Here is a 14,490-nt window from a genome sequence, read left to right on the forward strand (position 1 = left end):
GTCTAACTGAGTAGATTTAACTCACATATGAAGAAAATACTACTTACTCTCTCAATTTTAGCTTCAACTTTATGTTTTTCCCAAGAAACTAAAGACAACAAAGAAACCAAAGAAAAAGAAATTGAAGGTGTTGTTATTACCAAAACTAAAAAAGCCGTTGAGCAGAAAGCCGACCGTACAATCTTTGATTTTTCTGAGCAACCAAGCTTAAATTCAGGCTCTTTGATGGAAGGTGTAAAAAAACTTCCAGGATTAGTTGTTTCTGATATGGTGGGAATGATGTATCAGGGAAAACCTTTGGATGTTTATATGGACGGAAGACCGCTGAACATTTCAAGCAACGAACTGAACGCTTTTTTGGAAGGAATGCCCGCAAATTCTGTTGAAAGAATCGAAATTATTACACAACCCGGTGCAGAATTCCCTGCAACTTCTGGAGGTGCTATTTTAAATATTATTACAAGCAAATCAGCAAAAAATTATCTGACTGCAGTTTACAACGGAGGTTATCGTTTTTCAAGCTACGACAAATACAGAAGCAGATTCAATAATTCAATCGCTTTAAACTCAAGAAACAAATGGTTTGGATGGCAGGTCAATTTAGGTCAATACTACCGTGAAAGTTTATCGCTTTCTGAATTGGATGGGCTTACCAGAAACCACTCTAATTCTCTGGGAAGAACCTATTATATGAATTCTGCTTTCACTTTCGAGCTTGGAAAAGACAGATTATTGTTGAACTACGACATCAATCACAATAATGGAGGTGCAGATATTACTAGTGATAATTTTTTAACTGATACCTCAACATCTAATTATACAAATAATAATGGTTTAAGACAAGAAGTTGCTGCAACCTATCAGAAAAAATTTGAGGATAAAAATAAGAAACTTGATTTTAAAGCAGTTTACACCAATAGCGATTCAGAATTTAATCAATTTGGAAATCAATCATTAAATAACTCTTCTTTATTTAATCTATATAATTTCAGAGTAGATTATTCTCAACCTCTGAAAATTTTAGATGAAGGAAAGGTAAGTTTTGGTGGATTGTATGATCAACAAAATTTTGAAACAAAAAGCGGAAATCTCATTAATCTTGATTATACAAGACAAACAACTTCTGCTTACGTAGAATTTCAGGCAACTTTGAAAAAGTTTGATTTCATTGCGGGAGCAAGAGCCGAAAATTATGACATCACAGGAATTACACGATTCTATGATGACAACAATAATTTAAAGGAAAGTAATTTAAATCCGTTCAAAAAGTTTAAAGTCTTTCCAAACGCAAGTGTGCAGTATAATTTAATGAAACAGCTTTTCCTTAATGTCAACTACAACAAAAAAATCAGCCTGCCAAGCGTTTCGCTACTAAACCCGAATAACATAACGCTTAGTACTGATAACCTTACATCAAGCGGAAATCCTGATCTACAGCCAACAATTTATGACAATGCAGAAATCAAAATCAGCGCATTTGATTATGCATATATTGGATACAACACAAGTTGGGTAAAAAATCAGATTGTACAGAAAGTTTCGCGAGAAAATAATTTAATCAGAAACGAACAGGTACAGGTAAACAGCATCAGAACACATAACTTTAATTTTGGAATGCCTATTCCGTTTATGTTATTTACAACTCCTTTTAGCGAACTGATGAAATTCAATGTGAATCCTGATAAAATGAATTTATTATACGTTTATACCGGTTATCAGTTTCAGGAAATGCCCGATGTAAAAACAAAAGGGTTCTGGATCTTCAGCGTAATGGGACAATTTATTCTACCAAAAGACATCAGACTTCAGGCAAATTATAACGTAATACCAAAAGGAGGAAATTTTTATTATTTCCAAATTGACAAACCTTTAAACAATGCTTTCGATCTTACAATATCAAGAAAGTTTATGAATGATCGCCTAAATCTTTCATTGTACGCAAGAGATGTATTTAATCAAAACAAGAGTGTAATTGTTGCCGTTTCTCCGGAAAGGAATGTATTTACATCTAATAAATACGACAGCAGAAGTTTCGGAATCACCGTAAATTATAAAATCCCTACCAAAAACAAACTGGCAAAAGAAGATCCGAATATGATCAAAACGACCAATCAAGGCGACAGCAATGGTGGAATTTTGCAGCAAGGACAATAATTGATAAAATAAACATTTATCCAAAATCTCAACCATTATATATTTCAATAGAAATGGGCTTTTTGCCCGTTTTTTTATGTCTAATTTTCAGCAAGTTTTCCAAAAAAATAGCAGGACATCATTCATTTTTTAAATTGATCATATGAAAACCACCCCGTCAAAAATTCTTTGAATTTTCGCCACCCCTCCAAAGGAGGGGAATTTTAGCTTGTGCACTCTAGGTTTAGAAGTCAATTGTCTGAAATCTCCAGGTTAGAGTATCGATTAATGTGATTTGATTTAAATTTAATGGTAAATCGGTTATTATTTTTAAAGCTAAATTCGACATCATACTTCCTACAATTCCTGGTAATGCGCCTAAAACTCCGAGACTGTCACAATCCGGAAGATTTTCATCAAAAGGGGGTTCCGGAAAAATATTTCTTAAATTTTTGCTTCCATTATAATTGAAGATAGCAACTTGTCCGGAAAAACCGAGAATGCTTCCGTAAACTAAAGGCTTTTTAAGCTTTACACAAATATCATTAACTAAATATCTCGTTTTAAAATTATCAGAACCGTCAACAATAATATCAAATTGTGAAATCATTTCTTCAGCATTAGAATCATTAATCTTATTTTCAATTCCGATAAAATTGACTCGATGATTAAGGTTTTTCACAAAGTCTTCTGCACTTTTCACTTTTGATTTTCCTACAAAATGTTCATTATGAATAATCTGTCGGTTTAAATTGTGCAATTCAACCTCATCAAAATCTACAACTCCCAAAGCTCCAACTCCCGCCGCAGCCAAATATTGAATGACAGGACTTCCCAAACCTCCTGCCCCAATTACCAAAACTTTAGCGTTCATTATTTTTCGCTGACCTTCCAAACCGATTTCTTCAATAAAGATCTGTCGGCTGTATCTTGAGAAAATGTCTTCGTTTTTCATTTTTTTGATTTTATTTACATCAGATTGTTCGAGTTTTTTTGTAATGGAATGGATAAAAATGTATCGAGAACTTTCATTAAGCATAACTTCTCGATACGATTTTTTGCAAAAATCTACTCGAAGTGACGTTCTTATATTTCTGATAGAGTTTTTATTTTTAGATCGTTTAAAATTTCAACCTTTAAACTCCGCTATACACAGAATCCCAATCTTTCATTATTGGGTCGTAGCCTGCATTTTTAATAATATTTTTAATTTCCTCCATGCTTCTTTCGTCACTGGTTTCAAATTGTTCCAAAGATTCTTTGTCCACCGCATAACCACCCGGATTGGTTTTCGAAGCTGCACTCATTGCTGTTGCGCCTAAAGAAATGATATTATTTCTAAATTTTTCGCTCTCTCTTGTTGAAATAGAGATTTCCAAATCTTCATTCCAGATTCGGTAAGCACAGATCAATTGGAGTAGATCTTTATCAGACATAATAAAATTGGGTTCAATAATTCCTTCCGCTGGTCGAAGTCTTGGAAATGAAACCGAATATCTACTTTTCCAATATTGTTTTTGAAGATAATCAATGTGAAGTGCGTTGAAAAAACTGTCAATACGCCAATCTTCCAAACCAAGCAAAACGCCTAAACCCATTTTATGAATTCCGGCTTTACCAATTCTGTCAGGCGTTTCCAGGCGAAAATTAAAGTTTGATTTTTTTCCTTTTGGATGATATTCTTTATAAACTTCCTGATGATAGGTTTCCTGATAGACCAAAACAGCATTCACACCTGCATCATGAAGCTGTTGATATTCTTCTTCTGACAAAGGTTGAACTTCAATCGAAATATTAGCAAAATGTGGCTTCAACTGACGAACAGCATTCAGAAAATAATTAATTCCAACTGTTTTATTTGCTTCTCCGCTTACCAGCAAAACGTGATTGACACCCATTGATCTTAAAACGGTAGCTTCGATCATTAATTCAGTATCAGAAAGGGTTTTCCTTCTAATTGAATTATCTAAACTGAAACCGCAGTACGTACAAATATTCTGACATTCATTACTCAGGTACAACGGCGCATACAACTGAATGGTTTTCCCGAACCGCTTCTGAGTAAGTTGCTGCGTCATTTTCGCCATTAATTCTAACTTTTGAGCAGCAACCGGTGAAAGAAAGTTCAGAAAATCCTCTATCGTTCTATTCTTTTTTTGAAGACTATTTTCCACATCAGATAACGTTACTTTTTCAAGCTTTGCTTTTACCTCATCCCATTGGTATTTTTCAAAAAAATCTTTAAAACTTTTCATAATATTCGGTTTAATCCAAATGACGCGTTGTCTACTATTTATTGATAGGATTTTATCCTATCCTTTATTAAATCGTCCTTTCAGGACTCTTTTATTCATTACTTTAATCAAACAAAAAAGAAGTCAGTGGACTTGATGCTTCTGCATGGTTTCCGATAGCTCCCAAACCAGATTCAAAAGCTCTTCTTCCCGCAATTACGCCTTCTTTAAAAGCCAATGCCATATTTACAGGATTTCTTGCAACAGCAATTGCAGTATTTACCAAAACCGCATCAGCTCCCATTTCCATTGCTTTGGCGGCATCAGAAGGCGCTCCAATTCCGGCATCAACAACAACAGGAACATTACTTTGAGCAATAATTATTTCTAAAAAATCTAAAGTTCTTAAACCTTTATTCGTTCCAATCGGCGCTCCCAAAGGCATTACAACGGCTGTTCCTACATCTTCCAGACGTTTGCACAAAACCGGATCAGCATGAATATAAGGCATAACAATAAATCCTAATTTTGCCAATTCTTCTGTTGCATACAACGTTTCAATCGGATCGGGTAATAAATATTTTGGATCAGGATGAATTTCCAATTTCACCCAATTGGTTTCCAAAGCTTCTCTTGCCAATTGCGCTGCCAAAACCGCCTCTTTCACCGTTCTTGCTCCTGAAGTATTCGGTAAAAGGTGAGATTTTGTAGGTTTTAGAGCATTTAACAAATCATCTTCTGAAGATTGCGAATCGATTCTTTTTAAAGCCATTGTTACCAATTCACTTCCGGAAGCGATGATGGAGTCCGTCATTTCTGAAAGATTTCCGAATTTTCCGGTTCCTAAAAACAATCTCGATCCGAAAGTTCTGTCTGCTATAATTAATGGTTGATTGTTCATTGCATTGCTATTTTAAATTCGTTGATAGTAGATGGTTGATTGGTGATTTGCCCCGAAACGGCGACTCCATAAATTCCTATTTGTTGTAAGAGGTCGATGTCTTTCAAAACCACTCCGCCAATTGCGAATATTTTTGGAATTTCTAATCCTTTTTCTTTTAAATCCTGGATTATTTTTTTATATCCTTCAAAGCCTAAAATCGGACTTAACTGCTCTTTAGTTGAAGTAAATCGAAGTGGTCCCAAACCGATGTAATCACATGATTCATTCATTCTTTGCAAAACATCAGAAATAGAATTTGCCGTTCCACCGATAATTTTATTTTCTCCTAAAATCTGTCTTGCAATATCAATCGAAGTATCTTTTAAACCTAAATGAACACCGTCTGCATCGATATCTTTTGCAATCTGAACATGGTCATTGATGATACAAACTGATTGGTATTCTGAACACAGCAGTTTTGAATTTTCACAAAGCTTAATAAACTCATTTTCGGGAGCATTTTTCCAACGAATCTGAATCCATTTTATGCCGTTGTCTAAGGCCTTTTTTATATTTAATTCCTGTTCGGATTTTGTAAAACCTTGAGAAATATATTGTAGTTTTTCCATTTTTAAATTTGAATACATCTTAATAAACTATATTCTGGCTGCATTTTCTGAAAACATGTAAAGGCTCATCACTCTCCCATATTGCCCCTAACAAAGCCACTCCATCAATATTATTATCAAAAACGTGATGAATATTATTTTCGTTAATTCCTCCCAAAGCAATTAGTTTAACATTAGAATTGTCTCGTTTTTTAATATCATTTAAAATCGTTGAATTTTCCTCATATCCTTTTTTAGAAATACTTGGAAAAACCGGACTGATAAATGCATATTCCCACTCTTTATTCAATTGATTAAAAGTTTCAATATCATGAACAGACGTTGAAATTGTTTTATCTGTAAAAGATTGATACAAACCATTTTGTCTGTCAATTTCTCTAAAATGAAATCTTGAAATATTAAAGTTTTCCGCCACATCGTAATGACTGTGAAAAACCAATTGAGGGTAAAATTCCGAATCAATTTTTTGAATAAAATCAGTCATTTTTTCTGAATTAATAAAAGGTTTTCTTACATGAAGCAAATCCAAACCTTCCTGAAATAGTTGATTGATGATCTCAGTTTCATTTTGAACAAGTTCTTCGGGAGAAATTACAATGATCATATATAAATTTCTTTCCCTTTTTCGATGAATTCCTGAGATTTGTCGAACATTCCTTTTTCTGCAGACTCACGGATTTCCTGTGTGATTTTCATTGAACAGAATTTTGGTCCGCACATTGAGCAGAAATGCGCAATTTTTGCTCCGTCTGCAGGAAGCGTTTCATCATGATAAGATCTTGCCGTATCTGGATCCAATGAAAGATTAAACTGATCTTCCCAACGAAATTCAAATCTTGCTTTACTCAAAGCGTTGTCTCTGTATTGCGAACCAGGATGACCTTTCGCCAGATCTGCAGCATGAGCAGCCAACTTGTAAGTTATTACTCCAACTTTTACATCTTCTTTATTGGGAAGTCCCAAATGTTCTTTTGGTGTCACATAACACAACATCGCGCAACCAAACCAGCCAATCATTGCTGCACCAATTCCGGAAGTAATGTGATCGTAACCTGGCGCAATATCCGTCGTTAAAGGACCTAATGTATAAAACGGTGCTTCATCACAAACTTCCAATTGCTTATCCATATTTTCTTTGATCATGTGCATCGGAACGTGACCAGGACCTTCAATCATTACCTGAACATTGTGTTTCCAGGCAATTTTTGTCAGTTCGCCTAAAGTTTCCAATTCCGCAAATTGTGCTTCATCATTCGCATCAGCAATAGAGCCAGGACGAAGGCCGTCGCCTAAAGAAAAAGCAACGTCATATTTTTTCATGATCTCGCAGATCTCCTCGAAGTGGGTGTATAAAAAGTTTTCTTTATGATGAAACAAACACCATTTTGCCATGATAGAACCACCTCTGGAAACAATTCCTGTGACACGTTTTGCGGTTAAATGAATATATCTCAACAAAACTCCAGCGTGAATTGTGAAGTACGAAACTCCCTGTTCTGCCTGTTCGATCAAAGTATCTTTAAAAATTTCCCAAGTGAGATCTTCTGCAACACCTTTTACTTTTTCCAACGCCTGATAAATCGGGACCGTACCAATAGGTACCGGGCTGTTTCTGATGATCCATTCTCTGGTTTCGTGAATATTTTTTCCCGTTGACAGATCCATAATTGTATCTGCTCCCCATCTGCAGGCCCAAACCGCTTTCTCAACTTCTTCTTCAATACTCGATGAAACGGCACTGTTTCCGATGTTTGCATTAATTTTAACCAAAAAATTTCGCCCAATAATCATTGGTTCGCTTTCCGGATGATTGATATTATTGGGAATAATTGCTCTTCCTGCTGCAATTTCGTCTCTTACAAACTCGGGAGTAATTTTGTTTTTCGGAGTTCTTGCACCAAAATTATTTCCCTGATGTTGAAAAGCCATGTCTTTTGAAACAGAATCGAGCTGCTCAATTTTTTGATTTTCTCTGATCGCAATGTATTCCATTTCGGGAGTGATGATGCCCTGTCTTGCGTAGTATAATTGGGTAACTTGTTGTCCTTCCTTTGCAACTTTTGGTTTGTGATTGTAAGAAAAACGCAATTCATCCAATTTTGAATTTGAAAGACGGGCTTTTCCGTATTCTGAAGTAATTCCATCAAGAATTTCTACATCATTTCTGTCTAAGATCCATTGTTCACGAATTCTTGGAAGTCCTTTTTCGATATTAATTTCAGAATTTTCATCGGTGTAAGGTCCTGAAGTATCATACACAGTAACAGGTGGATTATGTTCTAAAGTTCCGTTGGTGAGTTTTGTCGGACTTAGCTGTATTTCGCGCATCGCTACATTGATTGGATGAATTTTCCCTTCAACATAGATCTTTTTTGAGTTCGGAAACGGCGAACGTGTAATTTTATGAGCCATAAAAATATTTTTTAACCGCCTTGAGTAGCAGTAATGATTAAAATTGAATCTTGGTTGTTGAGAATGGTTTCCGCCCAAAATGACTGCGGAATAATACGATTGTTGAGCGCTACAGCAATTCCTTTTTTCTTTTCAGGTAATTCCATAGCGATAAGTGCTTCCAGCGTTTTGGGAAGTACATCAAAATTTCTTAGTGTGTGATTGATTGTGAGCTCCATTCCTAAATTTTTAAATACACTTTAGGAATGCCCATCATTGTACAATAGAATGTACAGCAAAGTCATCTCACTTTTTCCTACGCTAGTATGATCTAGAAATCAGGTTCAAAGGGTAAAGTCTCAGCCTGTTTTGTCAACAGACACCCCTAAAGTTGGGAGCGAAGTTAGACATTTTTTTAAAATGGGCAAAATTTTTTGAAGGAGATGGAAGTTGGAGGATAGAAGCTGGAAGTTTTAAATGTTTGAAAATATTGTTTTTTATATCTCGCTGATTTTGCAGATTACGCAGATGTTTTTTTATTTTATACTGGAAAGATTCTAGTTGAAATTCTTATAAAATGATAATATTTGTGTTTGGTTTTCAAATACTTAAATAAATGACTTCCCCTCTAGCCGCGATTGCAACGGCATCCTTTTGGGTTGCGGCGAAGCGAAGCGGAGCCGTAACCCAAAAGATATAGTGGAAAGCGGGAAAAAGCTCCTAAAAAGTAGAAAAATAAAACTGAATTTTAGATTTGAAGAAAATAAAAATGGAAACCAGATTATCTCTAATTTCCATTTTATAACTTATTTCTAATTTAATATTATTCTTCACACGCTCTCCAGATCGCGTCATTCTGCGGAACGGGAGCAACGATTGTCATCTCCTCCTTTGTAACAGGATGTATAAACTGAAGTTTTCTGGCGTGAAGATTAATTCCTCCATCCGGATTTGAACGAGGCGCACCGTATTTTAAATCACCTTTAATAGGAACTCCGGTTTTTGATAACTGTGCTCTGATTTGATGATGTCTTCCGGTTTCCAGATCAATTTCTAAAAGAAGATAATTATCCAGAGTTTTAATAACATTGTAGGTAAGAATTGCTTCTTTTGCACCCTCGGTAACTTTCGTAAAAACGATTGCTTTATTATTCTTTTCGTTTTTCTGAAGATAATGAACCAATCTTTGGCTTTGAGGAATCATTTCTTTAGCAACAACTGCCCAATACGTTTTCTGAATTTCACGGTTTTTAACCATTTGAGTCAATCGTGAAAGCGCTTTTGAAGTTTTAGCATAAATCACTAAACCAGAAGTTGGCCGGTCGATACGATGTACCAAACCCAGAAAAACATTTCCGGGTTTATTATCTCTTTTTTTGATGAAATCTTTAATGGAATCGAGTAAAGGTTCGTCACCGGTTTTATCACCCTGAACGAGTTGCCCTACTTTTTTATTGATAACTAAAAGGTGATTATCCTCAAAAACAATCTGCTCTTCCATACTACCTTAACGATTCTGTGATCTGCTCACAAAAGAAATAACCACTCCACCTAAAAGACCAATCGTTTTTATGATGTTAAGACTTGAATCCATCGGTAAAAATGCTCCGATGATGCACAAACCTGCCGCAGCGTACATTGGGTACATAAACTTAGTATGCATCAACATTCTTCCCTGAACGATAAAACTGATTCCAATTAAAATATAAAATAATCTTGCTGAAAGAAGATAGTTAATATTATCCGGGAAAATTCTAAACCAACCTGCAGCTAAACAAATGATTGCTAAAATTGATAAAATTCCTTGTGTTGCCTGTAAATTACTTTTCATTAATAGCTCTCATTTTGGTTAGGGAAATCAGCACTTTTCACGTCTTTCACATATTGGGAAACTGCTCCTGTAATTTCTGTATATAGATCTAGATATCTTCTTAAAAATTTTGGAGAGAAACCTTTGTTCATTCCCACCATATCATGATATACCAAAACCTGTCCGTCACAATGAGGTCCGGCTCCAATTCCGATCGTTGGAATTGAGATACTTTCCGTCACTCTTTTAGCCAGATCCGCAGGAATTTTTTCAAGAACAACTCCAAAACATCCTAATTCTTCAAGCAATTTTGCATCGTTGATTAATTTTTCAGCTTCAGCCTCTTCTTTAGCTCTTACTTTATAAGTTCCAAACTGGTAAATAGACTGTGGCGTTAATCCCAAATGTCCCATAATAGGAATTCCGGCATTGATGATTTTTTTAATTGATTTTGAAATTTCTTTTCCACCCTCAATTTTAATCGCATGAGCTCCTCCTTCTTTCATCATTCTAACTGCAGATTCCAGTGCGATATCAGGATTACTTTGGTAAGTTCCGAAAGGAAGATCTGCAATTACCAATGCTCTTTCTACCCCTCTCACCACACTTTGAGTGTGATAAATCATCTGATCTAATGTAATAGGAAGTGTTGTTTCAAAACCCGCCATTACATTCGCCGCAGAATCTCCGATAAGAATGGTATCAACACCACCGGCGTCAACCATTTTTGCCGTTGTAAAATCGTAAGCGGTAAGCATTGTTATTTTCTCCTTGTCGAATTTCATTTTTCGCAAGGTTTCTGTAGTAACTCTTTTAATTTCAGAATGAACAGACATAATGTATATGATTGTTTAAAGTTAAAAAGTCGGCTTTCGCCGACTTATATATTTGGATTTTACAAAACTACGTGTCCTAGTTTCATTAATTTATCGTGGTTGAGAATTTTGATGTTTCTACCGTCTACTTCGATGAGACTGTCACCTTTAAATTCGGAAATCAGTCGGATAGCACTTTCGGTAGCTGTTCCGATAATGTTGGCGATTTCTTCTCTAGTTAAAGAAATTTTGATAAAACCTTCAGGATCTGTCCCTAATTTTTGTTCTAAAAGAATAAGAATCTCTGCCAATCTTTCTCTTACTGTTTTTTGAGCCAAGAAAGTAATCGTGTTGGAAGACTCCCCCAATTCGTAAGATATTTTCTGAAGCATCACAAAAGATAACTGTGGATCTACTTCTAATAAGTCCATAAAAATATCTGCAGGTAAGAATGTGCATTCAACATCAGTCATTGCTTCTGCCTTTGCCTGAAAATTTTCTCCACACAACAATGCACGATATCCTATAATATCACCTTCTTTTATAAATCTAAGAATTTGATCTTTACCAAAAGATCCCGATTTTGACAATTTAGCAGCCCCTTTTTCTATTACGTAAACCCCTTTCGGAGTTTCGCCATCGTCAAAGACGATATCGTGTTTTTGAAAAACGAGTTTCTTTTTTGCGTTGATATATCTTTCATAATCAGTATTGGAAAGTCTTTCTTTAAAGGATTTATCATTAAAAACCCTCGCGAATCTTTCTTCAATAGCAATCTGTTGTTCCTGCGACATTGTAATATGACATTTATCACAAAAATAGAACATTTAAACTCTATAAACAAAAAAAAATGTTATAATTTTGTAAGTCAATAATTTATGAAGGTGAGCGAGAACTGTTTTCATTGCGGACAAGGGATAGAAAAAGAAAGAATTTCTTTTGACGAAAAAATTTTCTGTTGTACCGGCTGCAAATCTGTTTATGAAATTTTAAATACCAATAATCTCAGTAATTTTTACGAGCTAAATAAAAAAGCGGGCATCAGACCTGAAGAAAATTCTTCTCAATTTGATTACCTCGACACCAAAGAAATTTTTGACAGAGTTACAGATTTTTCTGAAGGCAATACAAGTCTTGTCACGTTCAGAATTCCGGTAATCCACTGTTCTTCTTGCATTTGGCTATTAGAAAGCCTTCATACTTTACATAAAAACATTCATTATTCTCAGGTAAACTTCACAAGAAAGACGTTACAGGTTTCTTTCAATCATAACGAATTAAAATTAAGCGAATTAGCTAAATTTTTAACCAATCTTGGGTACAAACCCGCAATCAATCTTGAAACAGCCGAAAAAAACGAAGACAATTTAGACAAATCTTTATTGGTAAAACTTGCGATTGCAGGATTTGCTTTCGGTAACGGAATGTTTTTGGCCTTCCCGGAATATATCGGCGGCGAAGATTACTGGATGGAGCATTACAAAGGTTTATTCCGAGTCTTAATGTTTTTGCTTTCCGTTCCGGTTGTATTTTATTCTGCATCTGATTATTACAAATCTGCTTGGTATGGTTTAAAAAACAAAATCGTCAATATCGACGTTCCTATTGTTTTGGGAATTTTTGTGCTGTTCGGAAGAAGTATCTATGAAATCGCTACCGATTACGGTCCGGGATATTTTGATACTTTGTGCGGACTTCTGTTTTTCATGCTTTTAGGAAAAATCTTCCAGAAAAGAACGTACAGTTCGCTTTCTTATGACAGAGATTATAAATCATTTTACCCGATTGCAGTAACTAAAGTTGATTTTAATGGAAAGCAGGAGAACATTTTGCTTTCAGAAATTAAAATTGGTGACAGAATTTTAGTAAGAAACCACGAAATCATTCCTGTAGACGCCATTTTGATTAGCGGAAACGGAAATATCGACAATAGTTTTATCACAGGAGAAAGTGAAAGTATTTCTAAAAATCCGGGGGATAAAATCTTTGCCGGAGGAAAGCAGATCGGTTCATCTTTGGAGCTTGAAGTTATTAAAAACGTTGACCAAAGTTATCTTACCCAACTCTGGAATAAAGAAGCTTTCAAAAAACACGAGACCGGACTTGATACTTTAATCAACGACATCAGTAAATATTTCACCTTTATTATTTTAGGAATTGCGCTTGTTGCCGGAATTTATTGGTACTTCATTGATTTGGAAACCATGTTCCAGGTTATCTCTGCCGTTTTAATTATTGCCTGTCCTTGTGCTTTGGCATTGTCTTCTCCGTTTACTTTCGGTCACATTATGAGAATTTTAGGCCGAAATAAATTTTACGTAAAAGATACTTTAACGATTGAAAAAATTGCAAAAGTCGATACTTTAGTTTTCGATAAAACCGGAACAATTACTCACAGAAAAAAATCAAACATCAGATACGAAGGTTCTGAAATTCAGGAATTTGATTTATTAAATATTAAAAGTTTAGTTAAAAACTCAAATCATCCGCTTTCCAAATCTTTGTATGAATTTCTGGAAGTAAAAGATGATTATTTCCCTGTTGATAATTTTGAAGAAATCTCAGGAAAAGGCTACGAAGCAAGTGTACGAGGAAATATTTATAAAATAGGTTCTGCAAAATACAATAATCAGGAGTCTAAAAATCTTGAAACTGCAGTTTACATCAGCAAAAACAATGAGTTTATCGGAAAATTTATTTTTAAAAATGAATACCGAGAAAACCTTAGAAATCTTTTCACAAAACTGATCAATTATAAGATTTTCATTCTGAGCGGAGACAATTCTTCTGAAGAAAATCAGCTTAAAGAAATCATCCCCAATTACAGCTCGATGGCGTTTAACCAAAACCCAGAAGACAAACTGAATTACATCAAGGATCTTCAGGATAAAGGCTTAAAAGTAATTATGCTTGGTGACGGTTTAAATGATGCCGGAGCTTTAAAACAAAGTAACGTAGGAATCGCAATTTCTGACGACAGCAACAGCTTTACACCATCTTCGGATGTCATTATGAATGGAGAAAAAGTATCACAACTTGATAATTATTTAAACGTTTGTAAAGGTTCGATCACCATTGTAAAACTGACCTTCCTGATTAGTTTTTTATACAATGTTGTTGGTTTAACCTTTGCTGTAACCGGAAATATGAGTCCGCTATTTGCAGCTTTAATTATGCCTGCAAGTTCGATTACCGTCATTTCTTTCACAACGATTTCTACCTGGATTCTTGGGAGAAAATATTTCAAAAAACAGCCTTAAAACCCCTTATTTAGACTGATTTTAAATTAGCCAAACCTAGTATTTCGTGATAATTGTCATTATTTTTCACTAATTTTGAACCCCGAAAATAGGTTAATTTTGTTGTCAGATGGATATTCTATATTTAATGATCTTATGCAGCGTTTCTTTGGCTGTAGTTTTTCTGGTCGTATTTATAGTTTTCGCCAGAAAAGGGCAGTTTGAAGATGACGAATCTCCAGCTGTGAGAATACTTTTTGACTCCGATGAAATAAAGGAAAAAGAAGACACTGGCAACAACAACGATAAGAAAAAAGGAGATAATAATAAATTTGAAGAAAAAAGTGAATAGTTAA

The 14,490-nt window shown here is 34.9% G+C and carries 14 protein-coding genes and 1 riboswitch; of the genes, 3 read left to right on the forward strand and 11 right to left on the reverse strand.

The window, feature by feature from the left end:
• The first annotated feature begins 27 nt into the window (after positions 1–27).
• A complete protein-coding gene (locus BUR17_RS10595; RefSeq protein WP_074230363.1) occupies positions 28–2,154 on the forward strand; it encodes an outer membrane beta-barrel protein in 2,127 nt (708 codons plus the stop codon).
• A gap of 223 nt (positions 2,155–2,377) precedes the next feature.
• On the opposite strand, the gene BUR17_RS10600 is transcribed toward BUR17_RS10595, so the two are convergent.
• From BUR17_RS10600 to BUR17_RS10650, 11 genes are all read right to left on the reverse strand, one after another.
• On the reverse strand, positions 2,378–3,088 hold the full coding sequence (locus BUR17_RS10600; protein ID WP_074231163.1) for a HesA/MoeB/ThiF family protein: 711 nt from the start codon (positions 3,086–3,088) through the stop codon (positions 2,378–2,380).
• Between the two features lie 181 nt (positions 3,089–3,269).
• Positions 3,270–4,388 carry a 2-iminoacetate synthase ThiH gene (gene thiH / locus BUR17_RS10605; protein WP_074230364.1) on the reverse strand — a complete coding sequence of 373 codons (1,119 nt, stop codon included), beginning with the start codon at positions 4,386–4,388 and terminating at the stop codon, positions 3,270–3,272.
• A gap of 103 nt (positions 4,389–4,491) precedes the next feature.
• Complete coding sequence (locus BUR17_RS10610) at positions 4,492–5,268, reverse strand: thiazole synthase (RefSeq protein ID WP_074230365.1); 777 nt, start codon at positions 5,266–5,268, stop codon at positions 4,492–4,494.
• Positions 5,265–5,879 carry a thiamine phosphate synthase gene (thiE, locus tag BUR17_RS10615; protein ID WP_143747569.1) on the reverse strand — a complete coding sequence of 205 codons (615 nt, stop codon included), beginning with the start codon at positions 5,877–5,879 and terminating at the stop codon, positions 5,265–5,267. The genes BUR17_RS10610 and thiE overlap by 4 nt, the downstream gene beginning before the upstream one ends.
• A gap of 19 nt (positions 5,880–5,898) precedes the next feature.
• Positions 5,899–6,483: a thiamine phosphate synthase gene (locus tag BUR17_RS10620; RefSeq protein ID WP_074230367.1), complete on the reverse strand. Its 585-nt coding sequence runs from the start codon at positions 6,481–6,483 to the stop codon at positions 5,899–5,901.
• Positions 6,480–8,291, reverse strand: a complete 1,812-nt coding sequence (gene thiC, locus BUR17_RS10625) for a phosphomethylpyrimidine synthase ThiC (protein ID WP_074230368.1) — start codon at positions 8,289–8,291, stop codon at positions 6,480–6,482. Before thiC ends, BUR17_RS10620 begins: the two co-directional genes overlap by 4 nt.
• A gap of 11 nt (positions 8,292–8,302) precedes the next feature.
• Positions 8,303–8,509: a sulfur carrier protein ThiS gene (thiS, locus tag BUR17_RS10630; protein WP_074230369.1), complete on the reverse strand. Its 207-nt coding sequence runs from the start codon at positions 8,507–8,509 to the stop codon at positions 8,303–8,305.
• A gap of 57 nt (positions 8,510–8,566) precedes the next feature.
• A riboswitch (TPP riboswitch) is annotated at positions 8,567–8,667 on the reverse strand.
• A 426-nt stretch (positions 8,668–9,093) separates the two neighbouring features.
• Positions 9,094–9,771 carry an RluA family pseudouridine synthase gene (locus BUR17_RS10635; RefSeq protein WP_074230370.1) on the reverse strand — a complete coding sequence of 226 codons (678 nt, stop codon included), beginning with the start codon at positions 9,769–9,771 and terminating at the stop codon, positions 9,094–9,096.
• A gap of 6 nt (positions 9,772–9,777) precedes the next feature.
• Entirely contained in the window at positions 9,778–10,101 is a 324-nt protein-coding gene (locus tag BUR17_RS10640) for a hypothetical protein (protein WP_074230371.1), read from the reverse strand.
• The gene (gene panB, locus BUR17_RS10645) at positions 10,101–10,916 is read right to left on the reverse strand and encodes a 3-methyl-2-oxobutanoate hydroxymethyltransferase (RefSeq protein WP_074230372.1); all 816 of its coding nucleotides are present in this window, start codon (positions 10,914–10,916) and stop codon (positions 10,101–10,103) included. The genes BUR17_RS10640 and panB overlap by 1 nt, the downstream gene beginning before the upstream one ends.
• 59 nt (positions 10,917–10,975) lie before the next feature.
• Positions 10,976–11,689 (reverse strand): Crp/Fnr family transcriptional regulator, encoded by a 714-nt coding sequence (locus BUR17_RS10650; protein WP_074230373.1) that lies wholly within the window; start codon positions 11,687–11,689, stop codon positions 10,976–10,978.
• 90 nt (positions 11,690–11,779) lie between these two features.
• On the opposite strand from BUR17_RS10650, the gene BUR17_RS10655 reads away from it, so the two are divergent.
• Both BUR17_RS10655 and ccoS read left to right on the forward strand, forming a co-directional pair.
• The gene (locus BUR17_RS10655; RefSeq protein ID WP_185116694.1) at positions 11,780–14,155 is read left to right on the forward strand and encodes a heavy metal translocating P-type ATPase; all 2,376 of its coding nucleotides are present in this window, start codon (positions 11,780–11,782) and stop codon (positions 14,153–14,155) included.
• 109 nt (positions 14,156–14,264) lie between these two features.
• Entirely contained in the window at positions 14,265–14,486 is a 222-nt protein-coding gene (gene ccoS, locus BUR17_RS10660; RefSeq protein WP_074230375.1) for a cbb3-type cytochrome oxidase assembly protein CcoS, read from the forward strand.
• The last annotated feature ends 4 nt before the right edge of the window (positions 14,487–14,490 follow it).

Origin of the sequence: Chryseobacterium scophthalmum (assembly GCF_900143185.1) — a bacterium.
Lineage (GTDB): Bacteria > Bacteroidota > Bacteroidia > Flavobacteriales > Weeksellaceae > Chryseobacterium > Chryseobacterium scophthalmum.

Excerpts from the sequence above, each read along its gene's own strand:
- BUR17_RS10595 (WP_074230363.1), top strand. The coding sequence starts at position 28 with ATGAAGAAAATACTACTTACTCTCTCAATTTTAGCTTCAACTTTATGT.
- BUR17_RS10600 (WP_074231163.1), bottom strand. The coding sequence starts at position 3,088 with ATGAAAAACGAAGACATTTTCTCAAGATACAGCCGACAGATCTTTATT.
- thiH (WP_074230364.1), bottom strand. The coding sequence starts at position 4,388 with ATGAAAAGTTTTAAAGATTTTTTTGAAAAATACCAATGGGATGAGGTA.
- BUR17_RS10610 (WP_074230365.1), bottom strand. The coding sequence starts at position 5,268 with ATGAACAATCAACCATTAATTATAGCAGACAGAACTTTCGGATCGAGA.
- thiE (WP_143747569.1), bottom strand. The coding sequence starts at position 5,879 with ATGGAAAAACTACAATATATTTCTCAAGGTTTTACAAAATCCGAACAG.
- BUR17_RS10620 (WP_074230367.1), bottom strand. The coding sequence starts at position 6,483 with ATGATCATTGTAATTTCTCCCGAAGAACTTGTTCAAAATGAAACTGAG.
- thiC (WP_074230368.1), bottom strand. The coding sequence starts at position 8,291 with ATGGCTCATAAAATTACACGTTCGCCGTTTCCGAACTCAAAAAAGATC.
- thiS (WP_074230369.1), bottom strand. The coding sequence starts at position 8,509 with ATGGAGCTCACAATCAATCACACACTAAGAAATTTTGATGTACTTCCC.
- BUR17_RS10635 (WP_074230370.1), bottom strand. The coding sequence starts at position 9,771 with ATGGAAGAGCAGATTGTTTTTGAGGATAATCACCTTTTAGTTATCAAT.
- BUR17_RS10640 (WP_074230371.1), bottom strand. The coding sequence starts at position 10,101 with ATGAAAAGTAATTTACAGGCAACACAAGGAATTTTATCAATTTTAGCA.
- panB (WP_074230372.1), bottom strand. The coding sequence starts at position 10,916 with ATGTCTGTTCATTCTGAAATTAAAAGAGTTACTACAGAAACCTTGCGA.
- BUR17_RS10650 (WP_074230373.1), bottom strand. The coding sequence starts at position 11,689 with ATGTCGCAGGAACAACAGATTGCTATTGAAGAAAGATTCGCGAGGGTT.
- ccoS (WP_074230375.1), top strand. The coding sequence starts at position 14,265 with ATGGATATTCTATATTTAATGATCTTATGCAGCGTTTCTTTGGCTGTA.